Raw genomic sequence first — 16,962 nt, 5'->3', positions numbered from 1 at the left:
GGCGGGGCTTCCCCGGCCCCGCCTCCCACCCCGCACCCCACGGCACCCCCGTCCCCACCCCCGCCCACCCCACACTCCGGGCGATACGCGTGCATAGGAGCCCGCGATGAGCGACATGATCACCGCGGACCTGGTCGATCTCGACCTGTCCGCCGATACCAAAGAAGCGGCGGCGCGCACCCTCGCCGAGCGCATGGTGGCCCTGGGCCGGGTAACCGACCTGGAGGGCTTCCTCGCCGACGTGGCCGCCCGCGAGGCCCAGATGCCGACCGGCCTCGACGGCGGCATCGGCATCCCGCACTGCCGCAGCGCCCACGTCACCGAGCCGACCCTCGCCTTCGGGCGCAGCGCCGCCGGGATCGACTTCGGCGCCCCCGACGGCCCGGCCGACCTGATCTTCCTGATCGCGGCCCCCGCCGGCGCCGACGACGCCCACCTCACGATCCTCTCCTCGCTGGCCCGCCAGCTGATGAACAGCGAGTTCACGGACGCGCTGCGGTCGGCGGGCGACGCGGCGACGGCGGCCGCACTGATCCGCGGCGACGAGCCGCCCGCGTCCGCGACGGGCGCGGCGGCGAGCGCCTCCCAGAACACCGCTGCGGCGCCGGTGGCGGCCTCCACCGGCACCGCGGCGGCCACCAAGGACGCCGGCGCGGAGGCCGGCGAGCGCCCGTTCCGTATCGTCGCCGTCACCTCCTGCCCCACCGGCATCGCCCACACCTACATGGCGGCCGAGTCGCTGGAGAACGCGGGCCGCGAGGCCGGCGTCGAGCTCGTCGTCGAGACCCAGGGCTCGGCCGGCTTCACCCGGCTCGACCCCGAGGTCATCGCGGCGGCCGACGGCGTGATCTTCGCGCACGACGTGCCCGTCCGCGACAAGGACCGCTTCGCCGGCAAGCCGACCGTCGACGTCGGCGTGAAGGCGGGCATCAACCGCCCCGCCGACCTGATCGGCGAGGTCCGCGCGAAGGCGGCCCGCGGCGAGGCGACCTCCGGCTCCGCACCCGCCACCCCGGTGGAGCGCGCGGGCGAGGCCGGCGAGGGCTACGGCACCAAGCTGCGCAAGTGGCTGATGTCCGGCGTGAGCTACATGGTCCCGTTCGTCGCGGCCGGCGGTCTGCTGATCGCCCTCGGCTTCGCGATCGGCGGCTACGAGATCAAGTCGGCGCCGTCGGTGCTCAACCACTTCGTGTGGACGCAGACCGACAGCTGGGCCGCCCTGATGTTCCAGGTCGGCGCCGTCGCCTTCGGCTTCCTGGTGCCGGTCCTGGCCGGCTACATCGCCTACGGCATGGCCGACCGGCCCGGCCTGGTCCCCGGTTTCGTGGGCGGCATGATCGCCTCCACGATCAACGCCGGCTTCCTCGGCGGCCTGGTCGCCGGTCTGCTGGCCGGTGGCGTGGTGATGGCCATCCAGAAGATCGACATCCCGAAGGTGCTGCGCGGCATCATGCCGGTGGTGGTGATCCCGCTGATCTCCACGGCGATCGTCGGGTTCCTGATGTTCGTCGTGGTCGGCAAGCCCATCGCCTCCGCCCAGAAGGGCATGACCGACTGGCTGAACGGCCTCTCCGGCTCCAACGCCATCCTGCTCGGCGCCCTGCTCGGCCTGATGATGTGCTTCGACCTCGGCGGGCCCGTCAACAAGGTCGCGTACACCTTCGCCACCGCCGGGATCGCGGTCTCCAACCCCAGTGACTCCGCGATGAAGATCATGGCGGCGGTCATGGCGGCCGGCATGGTCCCGCCGCTGGCGATGGCCCTGGCCACCACCGTGCGCGGCAAGCTCTTCACCGAGACCGAGCGCGAGAACGGCAAGGCCGCCTGGGTGCTCGGCGCCTCCTTCATCTCCGAGGGCGCGATCCCGTTCGCGGCGGCCGACCCGCTGCGCGTCATCCCGTCCTCGATGGTGGGCGGCGCCATCACCGGCGCCCTGTCGATGGCCTTCGGCGCCACCCTGCGCGCCCCCCACGGCGGAATCTTCGTGGTCCCGCTGATCGGAAACCCGTTCCTCTACCTGATCGCCATCGCCGCCGGTGTCTGTGTCACCACGGCCCTGGTCGTCCTCCTCAAGGGCCTGCGCAAGCCGGCCCAGCAGGGCTCGGCGGGCGGCTCCGCCGGGACGGCCGCCACCGCGAAGGAGGCCAAGCAGCCGGTCGCGGCCTGATCCCCGCACCGCCCGGTCGTCTTGTCCCTTTGATTCGCTGTGAGTTGTTCACGGCACCTGCGAGATACGTCACGGTCCGGGGCCAAAGTCCCGGACCGTGGTGTGTACTGGGGCGTATGCCCGCGCACGTCTCCTCTCTCCAGCTGATCGGCATGGCCGCGCTGACCCTGGCGACCGTCGGCTGGGCGGTCGTCGTGACGCGCCTGCTGCGCCGCAACCGCCGCGATGCCCTCGCCTGGCAAGCCGCGCGCACCCTTCCCGCCTTCCCGCACCGGCTCGAACCGGCCCCGTCACGGGAGAGCGTCGAACTGACCCCCGCCGAGCAGGACGCCTTCGCGGTCCTGGCCCGCAGACTCGGCGGCCGCTGAGCTTCCCGGCACGGGAGGGCCGGCTACCTCCGGCGCGCCCGCCGCTCCATCGCGTCCCTGGCCGCGTCCTCCGACGGGTACACCTCGCACATGTGCCGGCCGTCCGGCGTCGCCGTGTGCTCGACCTCCCACAGGGACAGCTCCTGGCCGTCCCCCAGCAGGAACGCGTGCTCGTAGAGCGAGAAGGTCAGCCCCGGCCTGCCCGTCCGGCCCGGCCGTCCGAACGCCTGGGTGATCTGGTGCGCGAACGCCTTCGCCAACGCCCGTGCCGTCTCCGTGCCCGGCCGGTCGGGGTTCTCGGCGCGGCGCAGCAGCCGGCGCGCGTGGTCCGCCGAGTCGTCCGGCACGTAGACGTGCCGGGGCTCCGGGACCGGCGCCAGCGTCACCAGCACCGGCAGCTCGAAGTCCGGGGCGTCCGGCGGCAACGGCAGCCGCGCGGTCGCGGCCCGCAGCTCCTCCTCGTCGACGTACACCTCGTGCTGCGGGTCGCTGCCCGGCACGGTGTTGTGCACGAGCTCCCACAGCGTGACCGCGGAGCCGTCGGCCAGCAGCCAGGTGTGCCGGTACGTCTCCCGGTGCAGCCCCGCGCTGTGGTGCGCCGAGTGCAGCGAACTGTCGTGCGCCAGCGCGCAGTCCAGTTGCCTTATGGCCTCGTCGGGCAGCTCGAAGGAGTTCAGGGCACGGCCGAGGAGCCGCGCGAGGTGCTCCTCCGGAGACTCGGGCGACTCGGCTGGTTCGTACGCTGCCGTCTCGTACGGAACGCTCAAGGTTTCTCCCGGCGTTGCTGCATGTCACCTTGTGGGTGCATACCGTAGCCCCTCGGTCGGACATCATGTCCGGGAACCGAGAAAACGTACGCCGGGAAAACGCGCGGGCCGCGCGAAAAGTTCCCGCGCGGCCCGACGATCAGTCAAAAGGTGCCGGTCAGACGGCACTTCCCGCGGTCCACTCGCTCCACGACAGGTTCCACCCGTTGAGCCCGTTGTCCGGCTGCACGGTCTTGTCGGGGGAGTTCTTCACGATCACGACGTCCCCGATGAGCGAGTTGTCGTAGAACCACTTGGCCGTCGTGTCGCCCTGCGCGCCCTGGACGTCCGCGAGCCCCACGCAGCCGTGGCTGGTGCCCTGCTGCCCGAACGGCGGGTTGGACTTGTTGTACCAGTAGTTGCCGTGGATGAACGTCCCCGACGTCGTCAGCCGCATCGCGTGCGGCACGTCCGGGATGTCGTACTCCCCGCCCAGGCCGACCGTCTGGCTGTTCATCCGGGTCTGGGTGAACTTCTCGGAGATCACCATCTGCCCGTTGTACGTCGTGTGCTCCGGGCTGCCCGTGGACACCGGCACCGACTTGAGGAGCTTGCCGTCCCGCATCACGGTCATGGTCTGCGTGTTCGCGTCCACCGTGGAGACCTGCGAACGGCCGACGGTGAAGCTCACCGTCTTCTTCTGCACCCCGTAGACGCCGTTCGCGCCCTCGACCCCGTCCAGGTCGATCTTCATCGTGACCTTGGAGCCGGCCTTCCAGTAGTCCTGCGGCCGGAAGTCCAGCCGCTGCGCCCCGAACCAGTGCCCCACCACCTGCTGGCCGCTGCTGGACGTGACCGTGATGTGCGACTGCACGGCCTTCTTGTCGGTGATGACCTTGTCGAAGGTGAACGACACCGGCATCCCCACGCCGACCGTCGTCCCGTTGTCCGGCGTGTACGTGCCGATGTAGCTGTTCGCCGAGTTGACCGTGGTGAAGATGGAGTTGGCCGCCGCCGTGAGCCCCTTGGAGTCCTTGGCGGTCGCCGATATCTCGTACTTCGTGCCGCGCTCCAGCTGCTCCTTCGGCTTCCAGCCGCTGCCGTCCGCCGAGAGGGTGCCGTCCACGGTCTGCCCCGACCCCGCCACGGTCATCTTGACGTCGGTCAGCTTCCCGCCGCTGACCTGCACGCCGGTCGTGTTGATGGACGCGCCGGTCGAACCGTCCTTCGCCGAGATCACGATCTTCGCGGCCGACGTCTTCGCGGCGGTGTCCTGCCCGCCCTTGCCGCCGTCGCTCTTGTCGTCGGCATTGGCGTTGCCGCCGCAGGCGGTGAGGGTGAGGGCGCCGACCATCAGGGCGGCACAGGCCCCCAGTGCGCGCCGCGCTGCAATGTCCGGCGATGTCACGGGCTGCTCCAGGTTCTTGTGAGTTCTTGTGATGTGCGTGATCCGCTCCAGTGCGTGGAGAAAGAGGCCGGCGGCCCCCCTCGGGGTTCCCTCCGGCGCCCGCGAACGCCATCACGTGACAGAACCAGGACAATCGACAGGTACGCGCAAGGTTCCGGGCGCGCCCCGGCCGTGGTCAGCGCGCCCCGTACAACTCCCCGTACGACGGCCACACCCCGCCCGGCCCGTCCACCGACTCGGCGGCCTTTACCGCCCGCACGATCGCGCGGGTCACCAGGTCCGCGCCGGCCGCGAGGATCTCGTTGAGCGCGAGCGGGTGCTCGTCCAGCGGCCGCCCCCCCGTCGCCAGCGCGAACACCGTGTCCCCGTCATTGAGCAGGTGCACCGGCCGGACGGCGCGCGCGATCCCGTCGTGCGCCGTCCCGGCCAGCTTCTGCGCCTGCGCCTTGGAGAGTCCGGCATCGGTCGCGACCACCGCGAGCGTGGTGTTGAGCAGCGGGGGCGCGTTCTTGGCGGCGGCCTCCGCGAGCCGGCTGCGCGCGGCCTCGTGCACACCGGCCTCGGGATACTCCACCCGCCCCTGGAACAACTCCCCGTACAACGCACCGGTCTCCGGCTGCACCACCGCTCCGGCCGGGTTGGCGACCACCAGCGCGCCCACCGTGATCCCGGAGTCCAGCACGACGCTCGCGCTGCCGATCCCGCCCTTCAGCCCCCCGGCCACGGCGCCCGTACCGGCCCCCACACACCCCTCCCGCACCGGGGCCCCCGGCATGCTCGTCCCGGCCGCCTCCGCCGCCGCACGCCCCAGCGCCGCGTCCGGCCGCGCCCCGAAGCTCCCGCCGCGCCCCAGATCGAAGACGCAGGCGGCGGGCACCACCGGCACGACGTGCGCCGGATCCGGCCCCACCCGCACCCCGCGCCCCCGCTCCTCCAGCCAGGCCATCACCCCGGACGCCGCGTCGAGCCCGTATGCGCTGCCGCCCGTGAGCACGATCGCCTCGGCGCGCTGCACCACGTTGCGCGGATCGAGCGCGTCTGTCTCCTTGGTGCCCGGACCGCCGCCGCGTACGTCGACGGCGGCGACCGCGCCGCCCTCGGGAGCGAGGACCACCGTGGTGCCGGTGAGCCAGCCGTCACCGGCGCGGGTCGCATGTCCCACCCGCAGTCCGGCCACGTCCGTCAATGCGTCAACTGTCATGACGGCAAGTCTGGCCCAGCCCCACGCCCTTCCGGGCCGGTCAGGAGGCGTCCGCGGTGGCGTTCATCGGGCGCTCGGCGGCCGCGCGCGCCGTCAGGGTCGTGCCGGTCGCCACCGCCAGCGCGGACACGACGCCCGCCGCCGGCACCGCCCAGTCGCCGAGGAACGTGCAGCAGACCACCAGCAGCGCCGTCACCGGCAGCACCAGCTGCTGGGCGAGACCCACCTTGAAGTGCCGCGAGTGCAGCGCCCACACGGTCAGCAGGTACAGCGCCGTCGGCACGGTCACGGCCGTCGACGCGGACGTCGTGGAGATGTGCGCCTTGCCGACCGCCTCCTCGACGGCCACCTCGATGCCGGCGCCGATCGAGGCCGCCGACGCGAAGATCAGGTAGTGGCCGTAACCCCACAGGAAGGACTGTCTGTTGGAGCGCAGATGGCCGTGGATCGGCACCACGAAGTAGATCCACCACGCCGAGAAGACGATCAGCAGGCCGCCCGCCGCGATCGGCAGCAGCTCCGCGAGCGCGTCGTGTTCGGCCACGGCCGACTTCACGGCGACCGTCGCCGCCGAGATCGTCTCGCCGAGCACGATGATCGTGAACAGCCCGAAGCGCTCGGCGATGTGGTGCGGGTGCCAGGAGGTGCTGTGCTCCTTCTCGGCGTACACGGGCACGCACAGCTCGGCGATCGCCATCACCAGGAACACCCAGGGGCGCGCGTGCGGCGGCAGCACCACGAGACCGACCCAGCCGACCTGGCACAGCAGCACCCCGCCCGCGTACCGGAGCGCCATGGTCCGCTCCGTCCCCTCTGCCTCCCGCGCGGCGCGCAGCCACTGCGAGGCCAGCGCCAGCCGCATGATCACGTAACCGATCAGGACCAGTGCGAAGTCGTGGTCCGCGAAGGCCCGCGAGACACCGGCCGCCAGCACCAGCACACCCGCGATCTGGACCAGGGTGACGACCCGGTAGAGGGCGTCGTCGTTGTCGTAGGCCGAAGCGAACCAGGTGAAGTTCATCCAGGCCCACCAGATGGCGAAGAACAGCATCGCGTAGTTCAGGACGCCCTCGCCCGCGTGGCCCGTGGCGACCGCGTGCACCAGTCCCGCGCCCGCCTGGGCGATGGCCACCACGAAGCACAGGTCGAAGAAGAGCTCGAGTGGTGAGGAGACCCGGTGGGACTCCTCGCGTCCGCGTGCGGTGAGGCGGCGCAGCGGCCGCAGGGGCTGGGGTGTGTGCTGAGGGGCGGGAGCCGGAGGAGAACTCGACGTCATGCGTCCAGCAGAGCAGAAAAGGGCACCGGCTTGCGAACGGAGCCGCAGACGGGCCGCCGGTGACGCGGCGGGCGGCAGGACCGCCGCCGGGGCCGCCGGGCGGCCCCGGCGGACCCGAGCCGTGCGCGCCGTAGTCTGGAGGCATGACATCCGCCCCCGAGCCCGCGCCGCGCGACCCGAAAGCCGCGCTGATCTTCGACGACCCCCTGGACCGCCAGTCCTCGGACGACACGGACCGCGGCTGGGGCGACCGCCCGGCGGGCGACTCCGCGGCCGACCTCAAGCGCTTCCTCGACGAGAAGCCGCCCCACCACCTCTGAGCCGCCCGCGCGACCGCCCGGAGCGCCGCTAGCGCTGGATGTGACCGTTCCCGCGCTGCGCGACCAGGGCGTCGCGGATCTCCTTCAGCACCTCCAGCTCGGTCACCTCGACCACCTCGTGCGTGCCCTCCCGCGCCTTCCGGCGGGCCTCCACCCGGGCCAGGTACTTCGCCATCGGCAGGACCATCAGGAAGTACACGACCGCCGCGGTGATCACGAAGGAGAGCGTGGCGCCCAGCACCGAGCCCCACATGATCGGGATGCCGCTCTTCACCGTGCCGTCGGCGTTGAGCACGCACGGGTCCTTCAGGCACGAGCTGTAGCTGTCGAGGTTCTTCGTGCCGATCGCTCCGACCAGCGGGTTGATGAGCCCCTTCACCACCGAGTTGACGATGTTCGTGAATGCGGCGCCGATGACCACCGCGACCGCCAGATCGACGACGTTTCCGCGCATCAGGAAGGCCTTGAAGCCATGCCAGATACTCGGTTCCTTCTTCGCGCTCACCTCGGGGACTCTCCTCGCATGCACAGGGTGTGGAACAAAACGCTCCGCAACCTACGCCACCGTGCGGCCATTGGGCCCAATCCCGCCGCTCGGATGAGCGACTTGACACAGAGCGTCCCGAAAATCGCCGCAGGCTGTTCAACACAGGGTCACCGCCAGCCGCGCGGTGGCGCTCGCGCCGACCAGCCGTGCCGCGGTGTCCCGCGGGACCGAGAGCACGACCAGTGCCCCGCTCTCCGCGGCCGCGTCGACCGGCTCCGGCAGCCTCGTCACGCGCACCCCGCGCGCGATCACCCGGACCTGGCCGCCCGCCGAGGGATCCCCGGCGGCGATGACGTCCACCCGGTCGCCGGGGCGCAGCAGCCGGACGGTGGCCGCGTCGGCGATCCGCACCGGTGCCGTCACCATGTCCACGGGCGGGGCGTGCCCTCGTACCGGCTGGGTGGCGACCGGGTGTCCCCGGGTCCGCTCGGCGCGCAGGGGGTCGAGGGCGGTACGGGGGCCCGCCGCGACGAGCGCCGCCGCCGTGACGGCGAGGCCGGCCGCGAGGGCCCGCCTGCGGTGCCGCAGCAGCCGGTCCAGCAGGTACCGCCCGCCGCGTACCCGCACCGGTTCGAAGTACGGGACCTCGCAGGTGGCGGGGGCGTCCGTGCCCAGCGGGCGCGGGACGCGAAGGGGCGGAAGGGCGGAGGAGTAGGGGGACGGGGGAACGACGGACACGGGGATCACCACCGGCGACGAGGAATCGGCTTGCGAGACCACGATGAGGTCTCGCGCCGAAACCCGCCGGAGCCGGTGGGCTACCGACCGGTTGTGGACAACTCGGCCACCCGAACGAGGAGTTCCGCCCGTATCTGCCTTGTGGAGAGCCCCCGCGTCAGGGCACGCCCTACGGCAGCTCGAACCCTGGGTCCATGCCGCCGAGCGCGGTCGTGCACAGGCAGTCCCGCGCCGTGTTCTCCGGCAGGGCCGCCACGGCGTCGAACAGCACGCCCCGCAGCCGGTCCACGTTGGCCGCGAACACCTGCAGCACCTCGTCGTGCGAGACGCCCTCGCCGGTCTCGGCACCCGCGTCCAGGTCGGTGACCAGCGTCAACGAGGCGTAGCAGAGCTCCAGTTCACGGGCGAGTGCCGCCTCGGGGTGACCGGTCATGCCCACCACCGACCAGCCCTGCGCCCGGTGCCACAGCGATTCGGCGCGGGTCGAGAAGCGCGGACCCTCGACCACCACCAGCGTGCCCCCGTCCACCGGCTCCCAGTCCCGGCCGCGCGCCGCCTTCAGGGCGGCCGCCCGCCCGGTGGGGCAGTAGGGGTCGGCCAGTGAGACGTGCACCACGTTCGGCACGGCGCCGTCGGGCAGCGGCAGCCCGTCGAAGTACGACTGTGCCCGGGACTTCGTGCGGTCCACCAGCTGGTCCGGTACGAGCAGCGTGCCCGGGCCGTACTCGGGGCGCAGCCCGCCCACCGCGCACGGGCCGAGCACCTGGCGCACGCCGACGGAGCGCAGCGCCCAGAGGTTGGCCCGGTAGTTGATGCGGTGCGGCGGCAGGTGGTGGCCGCGTCCGTGGCGGGGCAGGAAGGCGACCCGGCGGCCGGCGATCTCGCCGAGGAAGAGGGAGTCGCTGGGCGGCCCGTAGGGCGTGTCGACCTGGATCTCGGTCACGTCGTCGAGGAACGAGTAGAAGCCGGAACCGCCGATTACGCCGATCTCTGCGTTCACCATGCGCAGCACACTAGCTGGCCGCCCGAGCGGGCAGGAGCCGGTGTCCGGGAACGCCTCGGGCCCCGCTGTCGTTCGACGCGGGGTCCGAGGGATGAGGTCTCAGGCGGCCGAGCTGCTGGCCGAGCCCGACGAGGACGATGTCGTCGAGGACGAGGACGACGACTTGGAGTCGGACGCCTTCGACTCGGACGACGTGCTCGACGAGGTGGAGCCGGACGACTTCGACGCGGGGCTGCTGCTCGACGAGGAGCCGCGGCTGTCGTTGCGGTAGAAGCCCGAGCCCTTGAAGACAATGCCGACCGCGGAGAACACCTTCTTCAGGCGGCCACCGCAGTTGGGGCACTCGGTCAGGGCGTCGTCGGTGAACTTCTGCACCGCCTCGAGGCCCTCGCCGCACTCGGTGCACTGGTACTGGTAGGTCGGCACTGTCTTCCTCCTGGCACTCTCACTCAGTGAGTGCTAACGACGGTCCATAGTGACGTATTCCTGAGGATCAGTCCACCGTCAGCGGTACGCGGTGACCGACGCCACGTGCGACGGTACGGTTCCGGGGCCGGGTGACGAGCCGTGAACGCAGTGCCAGGAGGGTCGCCAGGGCGAGCAGGGTGCCCGCCATCGGCACCAGGAACCCGGCGCCGCCCCACAGGCGGTCCTCCAGCTGTCCGGCGACCGTGACCGCGGCCGCCTGGCCGAGGGCCACCGCGCCGGTCAGCCAGGTGAACGCCTCCGTGCGGGCGCCGGCCGGGACCAGGCCCTCGACCAGCGTGTAGCCGGTGATCAGGGCGGGCGCGATGCACATGCCGACCAGCAGGCCGAGACCTGCCAGGACCAGCACCGAGTGGGACGTCCACAGCGCCGAGGCGGTCAGCGCGAGCGCCGCGTAGCCGACGACCAGGCGCCGGTGCGGGGCGGTCTTCCAGGCGAGCGCGCCGCAGACGATGCCGGAGAGCATGTTCCCCGCGGCGAAGGTGCCGTACAGGACGCCGTTCAGGCCGGGCTCGCCGATCGACTCGGTGAAGGCGGCGAGGGAGACCTGCATGCCGCCGAAGACGGAGCCGATGCCCAGGAAGGCGGCGACCAGCACGCGTACGCCGGGGACGCGGAGCGCGGAGGCGTGCCGCACGCGCGCGTGGCCGGTGCCGGTCACCTGCGGCTGGGTGCTCTTCCGCGCGGCGAACAGCAGACCGCCGGCCAGGGTCAGCGCGGCTTCCGTGACCAGGCCGGCGGCCGGGGCCACGGTGGTGCACAGGGCGGTCGCGAGCAGCGGGCCGAACACGAAGGTGAGCTCGTCGGTGACGGACTCGAAGGCGGCCGCGGTGGACATCAGAGGGGAGTCCTGGAGCTGCACGCCCCAGCGGGCGCGCACCATGGGTCCGATCTGCGGCACCGAGGCGCCGGTCGGCACGGCCGCCGCGAACAGGGCCCACAGGGGCGCGTGCGCCAGCGCGAGCGCGGTCAGGGCGAGACCCGACAGCGTGTGCACGAGCACGCCGGGGACCAGCACCGCACGCTGCCCGTAGCGGTCGGCCAGGCGGCCGCTGTAGGGCGCGAACAGCGCCATGGAGACGCCGGTGACGGCCGCGGCGGCGCCCGCTGCGCCGTACGAGCCGGTGGTGTGCTGCACGAGCAGCACGATGGAGATGGTGAGCATGGCGAACGGCTGGCGCGCCGCGAAACCGGGGAGCAGGAACGTCCAGGCGCCGCGGGTGCGCAGCAGCTGTCCGTATCCCGGGCGGGACGGCGCCGCCGGGTTCTCCGACGGCTCGGTGGTGACCGTGGATGCCACGGCCCGTGCCTTTCTGCCGCCTGGTAGCGCGCCCGTGCGGGGGCGCCGAGAGCTGTCCTCTTGCGCGGAACTGCGGTAGATACCGGCGCCCACTGCGAGGAGTGATCCGGCCGCCATACGGTCGCGCCAGCTCTGCGTCAGGCAGAGTTGGTTCGATCAGGGTGCTTTCATCGTACAGGGGTGAAGGCCCGGTACACCTGTGAAAACGAGCACCGTGAACCCCGTTCACCTGGGATTGGCGGGGGTGTGAACTGTCTGAAACACGCCCTTAACGCACGCTGTGCGCCTCGGCGCTCACCGCCCCGTGCCCGACCCCGCGCCCGCCGTCCCGTTCGTGCCCAGCCAGCCCGCCAGCTTGCCCCCGTGGCCGACCGCGCGCAGCCGCCGTTCCGCGGCGTCCCGCACCGGGTCGGTGGCCACCACGAGGAGTTCGTCCCCGCGCCGCAGCACCGTCGCGGGTAGCGGAACAAACGATTTTCCTTCGCGGACTACCAGGGTGACGGCGGCCCCGGCGGGCAGCCGCAGCTCGTTGATCTCCACGCCGTGCATCAGCGAGCCCTCGGGGATCGAGACGGACAGCAGATGCCCGCGCAGCCGCTCCAGGGGCGCGGACTCGATGCCGAGGTCGGCGGCCTCCGGGCCCTCGCCGAGCCGCAGCTTCCCGGCCAGCCAGGGCAGGGTCGGCCCCTGGACGAGGGTGTAGACGACGACCAGGACGAAGACGATGTTGAAGATCCGGTGGCTGGTGTCGACGCCGTTCACCATGGGGATCGTCGCCAGGATGATGGGCACCGCGCCGCGCAGCCCGGCCCAGGACATCAGGGTCTGCTCCGCCCAGGGCACCCGGAACGGCGCGAGGCTGACGACCACGCTCACCGGCCGCGCCACCATGGTGAGCACCAGCCCGATGACGAGGGCGGGCACGATGTCGTCGCCGAGCTCGTGCGGGGTGACCAGCAGGCCGAGCAGCACGAACATGCCGATCTGGGCGATCCAGCCGAGCCCCTCGGCGAATCCGCGGGTGGCCGGCCAGTGCGGCAGCTTGGCGTTGCCGAGCACCATGGAGGCCAGGTAGACGGCCAGGAAGCCGCTGCCGTGCGCCAGTGCGCCGGCCGCGTACGCGGTGACCGCGATGGCCATCACGGCGATCGGGTAGAGGCCGGAGGCGGGCAGGGCGACGTGCCTGAGGCCCCAGGAACCGAGCCAGCCGACCGCGAGGCCTATGCCCGCGCCGATGGCCAGCTCCATGGCTATCTCGCCCACCAGGACGTACCAGTGCTCGACCGGGCCCGCGGTGGAGAGGGCGACGACCAGGATGACCACCGGGGCGTCGTTGAAGCCGGACTCCGCCTCCAGGGTGCCCGTCACGCGTGCGGGCAGCGGAATGCGCCGGAGCACGGAGAAGACCGCCGCCGCGTCCGTGGAGGACACCACCGCACCGATGATGAGCGCCTGCCGCCACTCCAGTCCGACCAGGTAGTGCGCGCCCGCGGCGGTGACGCCGACGCTCACCCCGACCCCGACCAGGGCCAGCATGGAGGCGGACACCAGGACGGGTTCGACCTCCTTCCACTTCGTGCCGAGTCCGCCCTCGGCCAGGATCACGACCAGGGCCGCGTATCCGATGACCTGGGTCAGTTCGGCGTTGGTGAAGTGGATGCCGCCGATGCCGTCCTGGCCCATGAGGACGCCGATCCCCAGGTACACGAGCAGGCTGGGGAGCCCGCTGCGCGAGGAGATCCGGACGGCCGCGACGGCGACGAGCAGGACCAGGGAGCAGACGAGCAGAAGCTGGTTGAGGTGGTGGACAGTCAGTGGCGGTTCCCTTCCTTGGCTCGCGCGCGGGCGACGCGGAAGCACACGTACACAGGACCGAGAGTGCGGCACTCCGCACCCAAGTACTTCGTTACCTTACCTAACTCTTGACGCTTTCTTGACGCTTCCCCAGGCAAGATCGAACGCCCGTGCCCGCCGGATCCCTACTCCGCGTCAAGTGGCGTAGGGCCCTGCGCCTATGGTTGCTCCAGCACTCCAGGACCGCCTGCCGCTCGCGTTAGGACAGCAAGGACAGCGATGCCCCCCAACACCACCGCCACAACGGGTGACAAGCCTGGCAAGTCCGGCAGGAAGAAGGGGCGCAGAGCCCGACTGATCGTGCTCGTGCTCGTCCTTGCCGTCATCGGTGGCGTCTTCTACGGGGCGTACTGGTCGGTCAGCACGGTCCGTGCGTCCTTCCCGCAGACCAAGGGTTCGATCACGCTCGAAGGCCTCTCCGGGCCTGTGACCGTGAAGCGGGACGGCTACGGCATCCCGCAGATCTACGCCTCGACCGACGAGGACCTGTTCATGGCGCAGGGCTACGTCCAGGCGCAGGACCGGTTCTACGAGATGGACGTGCGCCGTCACATGACGTCCGGGCGCCTGTCGGAGATGTTCGGCAAGGGCCAGGTGAAGAACGACGAGTTCCTGCGCACCATGGGCTGGGACCGGGTCGCGAAGGAGGAGTACGACACCAAGCTGTCGGACTCCACGAAGAAGTACCTCCAGGCCTACTCCAAGGGAGTCAACGCCTACCTCCAGGGCAAGAGCGGCAAGGACATCTCCCTGGAGTACGCGGCCCTCGGGTTCGTCAACGACTACAAGCCCGAGCAGTGGACCCCGGTCGACTCGGTCTCCTGGCTGAAGGCTATGGCCTGGGACCTGCGCGGCAACATGGACGACGAGATCGACCGCGCCCTGATGACCAGCCGCCTCGGCCAGCAGCAGATCAAGGACCTGTACCCGGACTACCCGTACAGCCGCAACCAGCCGATCGTCCAGCAGGGCCAGTACGACGAGGTCACCAAGACGTTCGAGCAGAGCGACTCCACGAGCGGCTCCGGGACCTCGACGGGCACGAGTGGCTCCTCGACCTCGTCGTCGACCGGTTCGGCGCTCACGAGCCAGCTGGAGAGCCTCTACAACGTCCTGGACGACGTCCCCACCGCCGTCGGCGTGAACGGCCAGGGCATCGGCTCCAACTCCTGGGTCGTCGGAGGCCAGTACACCATCACCGGCAAGCCGCTGCTCGCCAACGACCCGCACCTGTCCGCGTCACTGCCGTCCGTCTGGTACCAGATGGGCCTGCACTGCACCACGATCTCCAGCAAGTGCCAGTACGACGTCACCGGCTACACCTTCGCCGGCATGCCCGGCGTGATCATCGGCCACAACGCCGACATCGCCTGGGGCATGACCAACTCCGGGGTCGACGTCACCGACCTCTACCTGGAGAAGCTCTCCGGCGACGGCTACCTGTACGACGGCAGGACCAAGCCCTTCACGACCCGTACGGAGACCATCAAGGTCGCCGGCGGCGCCTCCAAGAAGATCGTCGTACGCCAGACCGCCGACGGCATGCCACTGCTGTCCGACCGCGACGACGAACTCGTCCAGGTCGGCAAGAAGGCCGGCGTCGACACCGCCGCACCCGACCGCGGCGACGGCTACGGCATCGCCCTGAGATGGACCGCCCTGGACCCGGGCTCCACCATGGACGCCGTCTTCGCCCTCGACAAGGCGTCCGACTGGAACTCCTTCCGGGACGCGGCCGCCCAGTTCGACGTGCCCTCGCAGAACCTGATCTACGCCGACACCAAGAACAACATCGGCTACACGCTGCCCGGCAAGATCCCCACGCGCTCCTCGGCTGACGACGGCTCCATCCCGGCACCGGGCTGGGACTCCAAGTACAAGTGGACCGGCTTCATCAAGCAGGACGAACTGCCCTACGAGTACAACCCGAAGCGCGGCTACATCGTCACCGCCAACCAGGCCGTGATCGACAAGGACAAGTACCCCTACACGCTCACCACGGACTGGGGCTACGGCACCCGCAGCCAGCGCATCACCGACCTGATCGAGTCGAAGATCAAGGACGGCGGCAAGATCTCCACCGACGACATGCGCCAGATGCAGACGGACAACAGCAGTGAGATCGCCAAGCTGCTGGTGCCCAAGCTGCTGAAGATCAACCTCGACGACAAGGACGTCCGCGAGGCGCAGAAACTCCTCGAGGGCTGGGACTACACCCAGGACGCCGACTCCGCCGCCGCGGCCTACTTCAACGCGGTCTGGCGCAACATCCTCAAGCTCGCCTTCGGCAACAAGCTGCCCAAGGAGCTGCGGGTCAAGGGCCAGTGCCTGTGGGTCGACAAGGTCGACAGCACCGGTCCGGTCGACGACGACGCCAAGGTGCGCGAGTGCGGCGAGCGCGACGCCGACCAGGCCCAGCCGGACGGCGGCGACCGCTGGTTCGAGGTGGTCCGCAACCTCATGGACAAGCCGAACAGCGACTGGTGGAAGACGCCGGCCGGCGCGGGTGACCGCCCCAAGGCCGACAACATGGACGAGCTCTTCAAGCGCGCCATGATCGACGCCCGCTGGGAGCTGACCGCCAAGCTCGGCAAGGACATCGACACCTGGAGCTGGGGCCGGCTGCACCGCCTGTTCCTGAAGAACCAGACCCTGGGCACCGACGGCCCGGCCATCGTCCAGTACATCCTCAACCGCGGCCCCTGGAAGCTCGGCGGCGGCGAGGCCACCGTCGACGCGACCGGCTGGAACGCCGCCGGCGGCTACGGGGTCGTCTGGGTGCCCTCCATGCGGATGGTCGTCAACCTCGACGACCTCGACAAATCCAAGTGGATCAACCTCACCGGAGCCTCCGGCCACGCCTTCAGCGCCCACTACACCGACCAGACGGGCAAGTGGGCCGACGGCGAACTGCTCTCGTGGTCGTTCTCGGACGAGGCGGTCGACAAGAGCACCAGCGACACCCTCGTCCTCAAGCCCTGACACCGACGGGCACCCGCCGGTGAGACGGCCCTCCACGCACGCGTGGAGGGCTGTTCCCATGAGACCGGCTCAGGGATTCGCGAACCGGCGTACGCCCGACGGTGTCACCACCGCCTGCACCGGCCGGTCGTGCGCCTGGGCGGGCACCCGCTCGACGACCTCCGTGTCGTACAGCAGCATCACGAGCGCCGGGTGCGCGCCGGCGTGCTCCAGGCGCGCCAGCACCCGGTCGTACGACCCTCCGCCGCGCCCCAGGCGCATCCCGCGCTCGTCCACCGCGAGCCCCGGCAGCAGCACGGCGTCCGCGCCGAGCACGGCGTCCGGCCCGAGGCGTTCACCGGAGGGTTCGAACAGCGCCATCTTGCCGCCGTGTTGGACGCGGACCAGGGAGCCCTCCCCGGCGTACGCGCCCCAGTCCAGGTCGTGGTCCGGCAGGAGCGCGGGGAGCAGGACGCGCACCCCCCGCGTGAGCAGGGCGTCCAGCAGCGTGAGCGTGCCGGGCTCGTTCCCGACCGAGACGTACGCCGCCACGGTGCGCGCACGCGCCAGCTCGGGCAGTTCCAGCGCGTGCCCGGCCAGCGCGTCGGCCGCCTCCCTGACGACATCCGTCGTCAACCTGTTCCTCA

General features: G+C 71.0%; 15 protein-coding genes. 4 read left to right on the top strand and 11 right to left on the bottom strand.

What is annotated here, in order from left to right; all coding sequences use genetic code 11:
- Positions 1–106 precede the first annotated feature (106 nt).
- Complete coding sequence (locus ACFY0P_RS36025; RefSeq protein WP_388922974.1) at positions 107–2,167, top strand: fructose-specific PTS transporter subunit EIIC; 2,061 nt, start codon at positions 107–109, stop codon at positions 2,165–2,167.
- 116 nt (positions 2,168–2,283) lie between these two features.
- On the top strand, positions 2,284–2,535 hold the full coding sequence (locus ACFY0P_RS36020; protein ID WP_388922971.1) for a hypothetical protein: 252 nt from the start codon (positions 2,284–2,286) through the stop codon (positions 2,533–2,535).
- A 23-nt stretch (positions 2,536–2,558) separates the two neighbouring features.
- Here the strand turns inward: ACFY0P_RS36020 and ACFY0P_RS36015 are convergent, their stop codons facing one another.
- The 4 genes from ACFY0P_RS36015 to ACFY0P_RS36000 form a co-directional block, all read right to left on the bottom strand.
- Positions 2,559–3,302 (bottom strand): DUF6227 family protein, encoded by a 744-nt coding sequence (locus ACFY0P_RS36015; protein WP_388922969.1) that lies wholly within the window; start codon positions 3,300–3,302, stop codon positions 2,559–2,561.
- 157 nt (positions 3,303–3,459) lie between these two features.
- Positions 3,460–4,689, bottom strand: coding sequence for an Ig-like domain-containing protein (locus tag ACFY0P_RS36010; protein ID WP_388922966.1), 1,230 nt, complete (start codon positions 4,687–4,689; stop codon positions 3,460–3,462).
- A 175-nt stretch (positions 4,690–4,864) separates the two neighbouring features.
- Complete coding sequence (locus ACFY0P_RS36005) at positions 4,865–5,890, bottom strand: P1 family peptidase (protein WP_388922963.1); 1,026 nt, start codon at positions 5,888–5,890, stop codon at positions 4,865–4,867.
- Between the two features lie 40 nt (positions 5,891–5,930).
- Positions 5,931–7,166, bottom strand: coding sequence for a low temperature requirement protein A (locus ACFY0P_RS36000; RefSeq protein WP_388922960.1), 1,236 nt, complete (start codon positions 7,164–7,166; stop codon positions 5,931–5,933).
- Positions 7,167–7,309: 143 nt separating this feature from the next.
- Between ACFY0P_RS36000 and ACFY0P_RS35995 the strand changes: the two genes are divergently transcribed.
- Positions 7,310–7,486, top strand: a complete 177-nt coding sequence (locus tag ACFY0P_RS35995; protein WP_388922957.1) for a hypothetical protein — start codon at positions 7,310–7,312, stop codon at positions 7,484–7,486.
- A 28-nt stretch (positions 7,487–7,514) separates the two neighbouring features.
- Here the strand turns inward: ACFY0P_RS35995 and mscL are convergent, their stop codons facing one another.
- The 6 genes from mscL to ACFY0P_RS35965 all read right to left on the bottom strand — a co-directional run bounded on the left by mscL (position 7,515) and on the right by ACFY0P_RS35965 (position 13,360).
- Positions 7,515–7,991: a large conductance mechanosensitive channel protein MscL gene (mscL, locus tag ACFY0P_RS35990; protein ID WP_388922954.1), complete on the bottom strand. Its 477-nt coding sequence runs from the start codon at positions 7,989–7,991 to the stop codon at positions 7,515–7,517.
- A 138-nt stretch (positions 7,992–8,129) separates the two neighbouring features.
- Positions 8,130–8,711, bottom strand: a complete 582-nt coding sequence (locus tag ACFY0P_RS35985; protein ID WP_388922951.1) for a hypothetical protein — start codon at positions 8,709–8,711, stop codon at positions 8,130–8,132.
- A 169-nt stretch (positions 8,712–8,880) separates the two neighbouring features.
- The gene (locus tag ACFY0P_RS35980; RefSeq protein WP_388922948.1) at positions 8,881–9,714 is read right to left on the bottom strand and encodes an S-methyl-5'-thioadenosine phosphorylase; all 834 of its coding nucleotides are present in this window, start codon (positions 9,712–9,714) and stop codon (positions 8,881–8,883) included.
- Positions 9,715–9,813: 99 nt separating this feature from the next.
- Positions 9,814–10,140, bottom strand: a complete 327-nt coding sequence (locus tag ACFY0P_RS35975) for an FmdB family zinc ribbon protein (protein ID WP_388922945.1) — start codon at positions 10,138–10,140, stop codon at positions 9,814–9,816.
- 67 nt (positions 10,141–10,207) lie between these two features.
- Positions 10,208–11,500 carry an MFS transporter gene (locus ACFY0P_RS35970; RefSeq protein ID WP_388922942.1) on the bottom strand — a complete coding sequence of 431 codons (1,293 nt, stop codon included), beginning with the start codon at positions 11,498–11,500 and terminating at the stop codon, positions 10,208–10,210.
- Between the two features lie 294 nt (positions 11,501–11,794).
- Complete coding sequence (locus ACFY0P_RS35965; protein WP_388922939.1) at positions 11,795–13,360, bottom strand: potassium/proton antiporter; 1,566 nt, start codon at positions 13,358–13,360, stop codon at positions 11,795–11,797.
- Positions 13,361–13,573: 213 nt separating this feature from the next.
- Here ACFY0P_RS35965 and ACFY0P_RS35960 point away from each other — a divergent pair, with 213 nt between their 5' ends.
- Entirely contained in the window at positions 13,574–16,336 is a 2,763-nt protein-coding gene (locus tag ACFY0P_RS35960; RefSeq protein WP_388922936.1) for a penicillin acylase family protein, read from the top strand.
- 69 nt (positions 16,337–16,405) lie between these two features.
- Here ACFY0P_RS35960 and ACFY0P_RS35955 read toward each other — a convergent pair whose 3' ends face one another.
- Positions 16,406–16,951: a 5-formyltetrahydrofolate cyclo-ligase gene (locus ACFY0P_RS35955; RefSeq protein ID WP_388922933.1), complete on the bottom strand. Its 546-nt coding sequence runs from the start codon at positions 16,949–16,951 to the stop codon at positions 16,406–16,408.
- Positions 16,952–16,962: the final 11 nt, after the last annotated feature.

The organism is Streptomyces sp. NPDC001714, assembly GCF_042892755.1.
In the GTDB taxonomy this organism is placed as follows: domain Bacteria; phylum Actinomycetota; class Actinomycetes; order Streptomycetales; family Streptomycetaceae; genus Streptomyces.
Note: the sequence above shows the minus strand (reverse complement) of the source record. Positions and strands in the feature narration are given on the sequence as shown.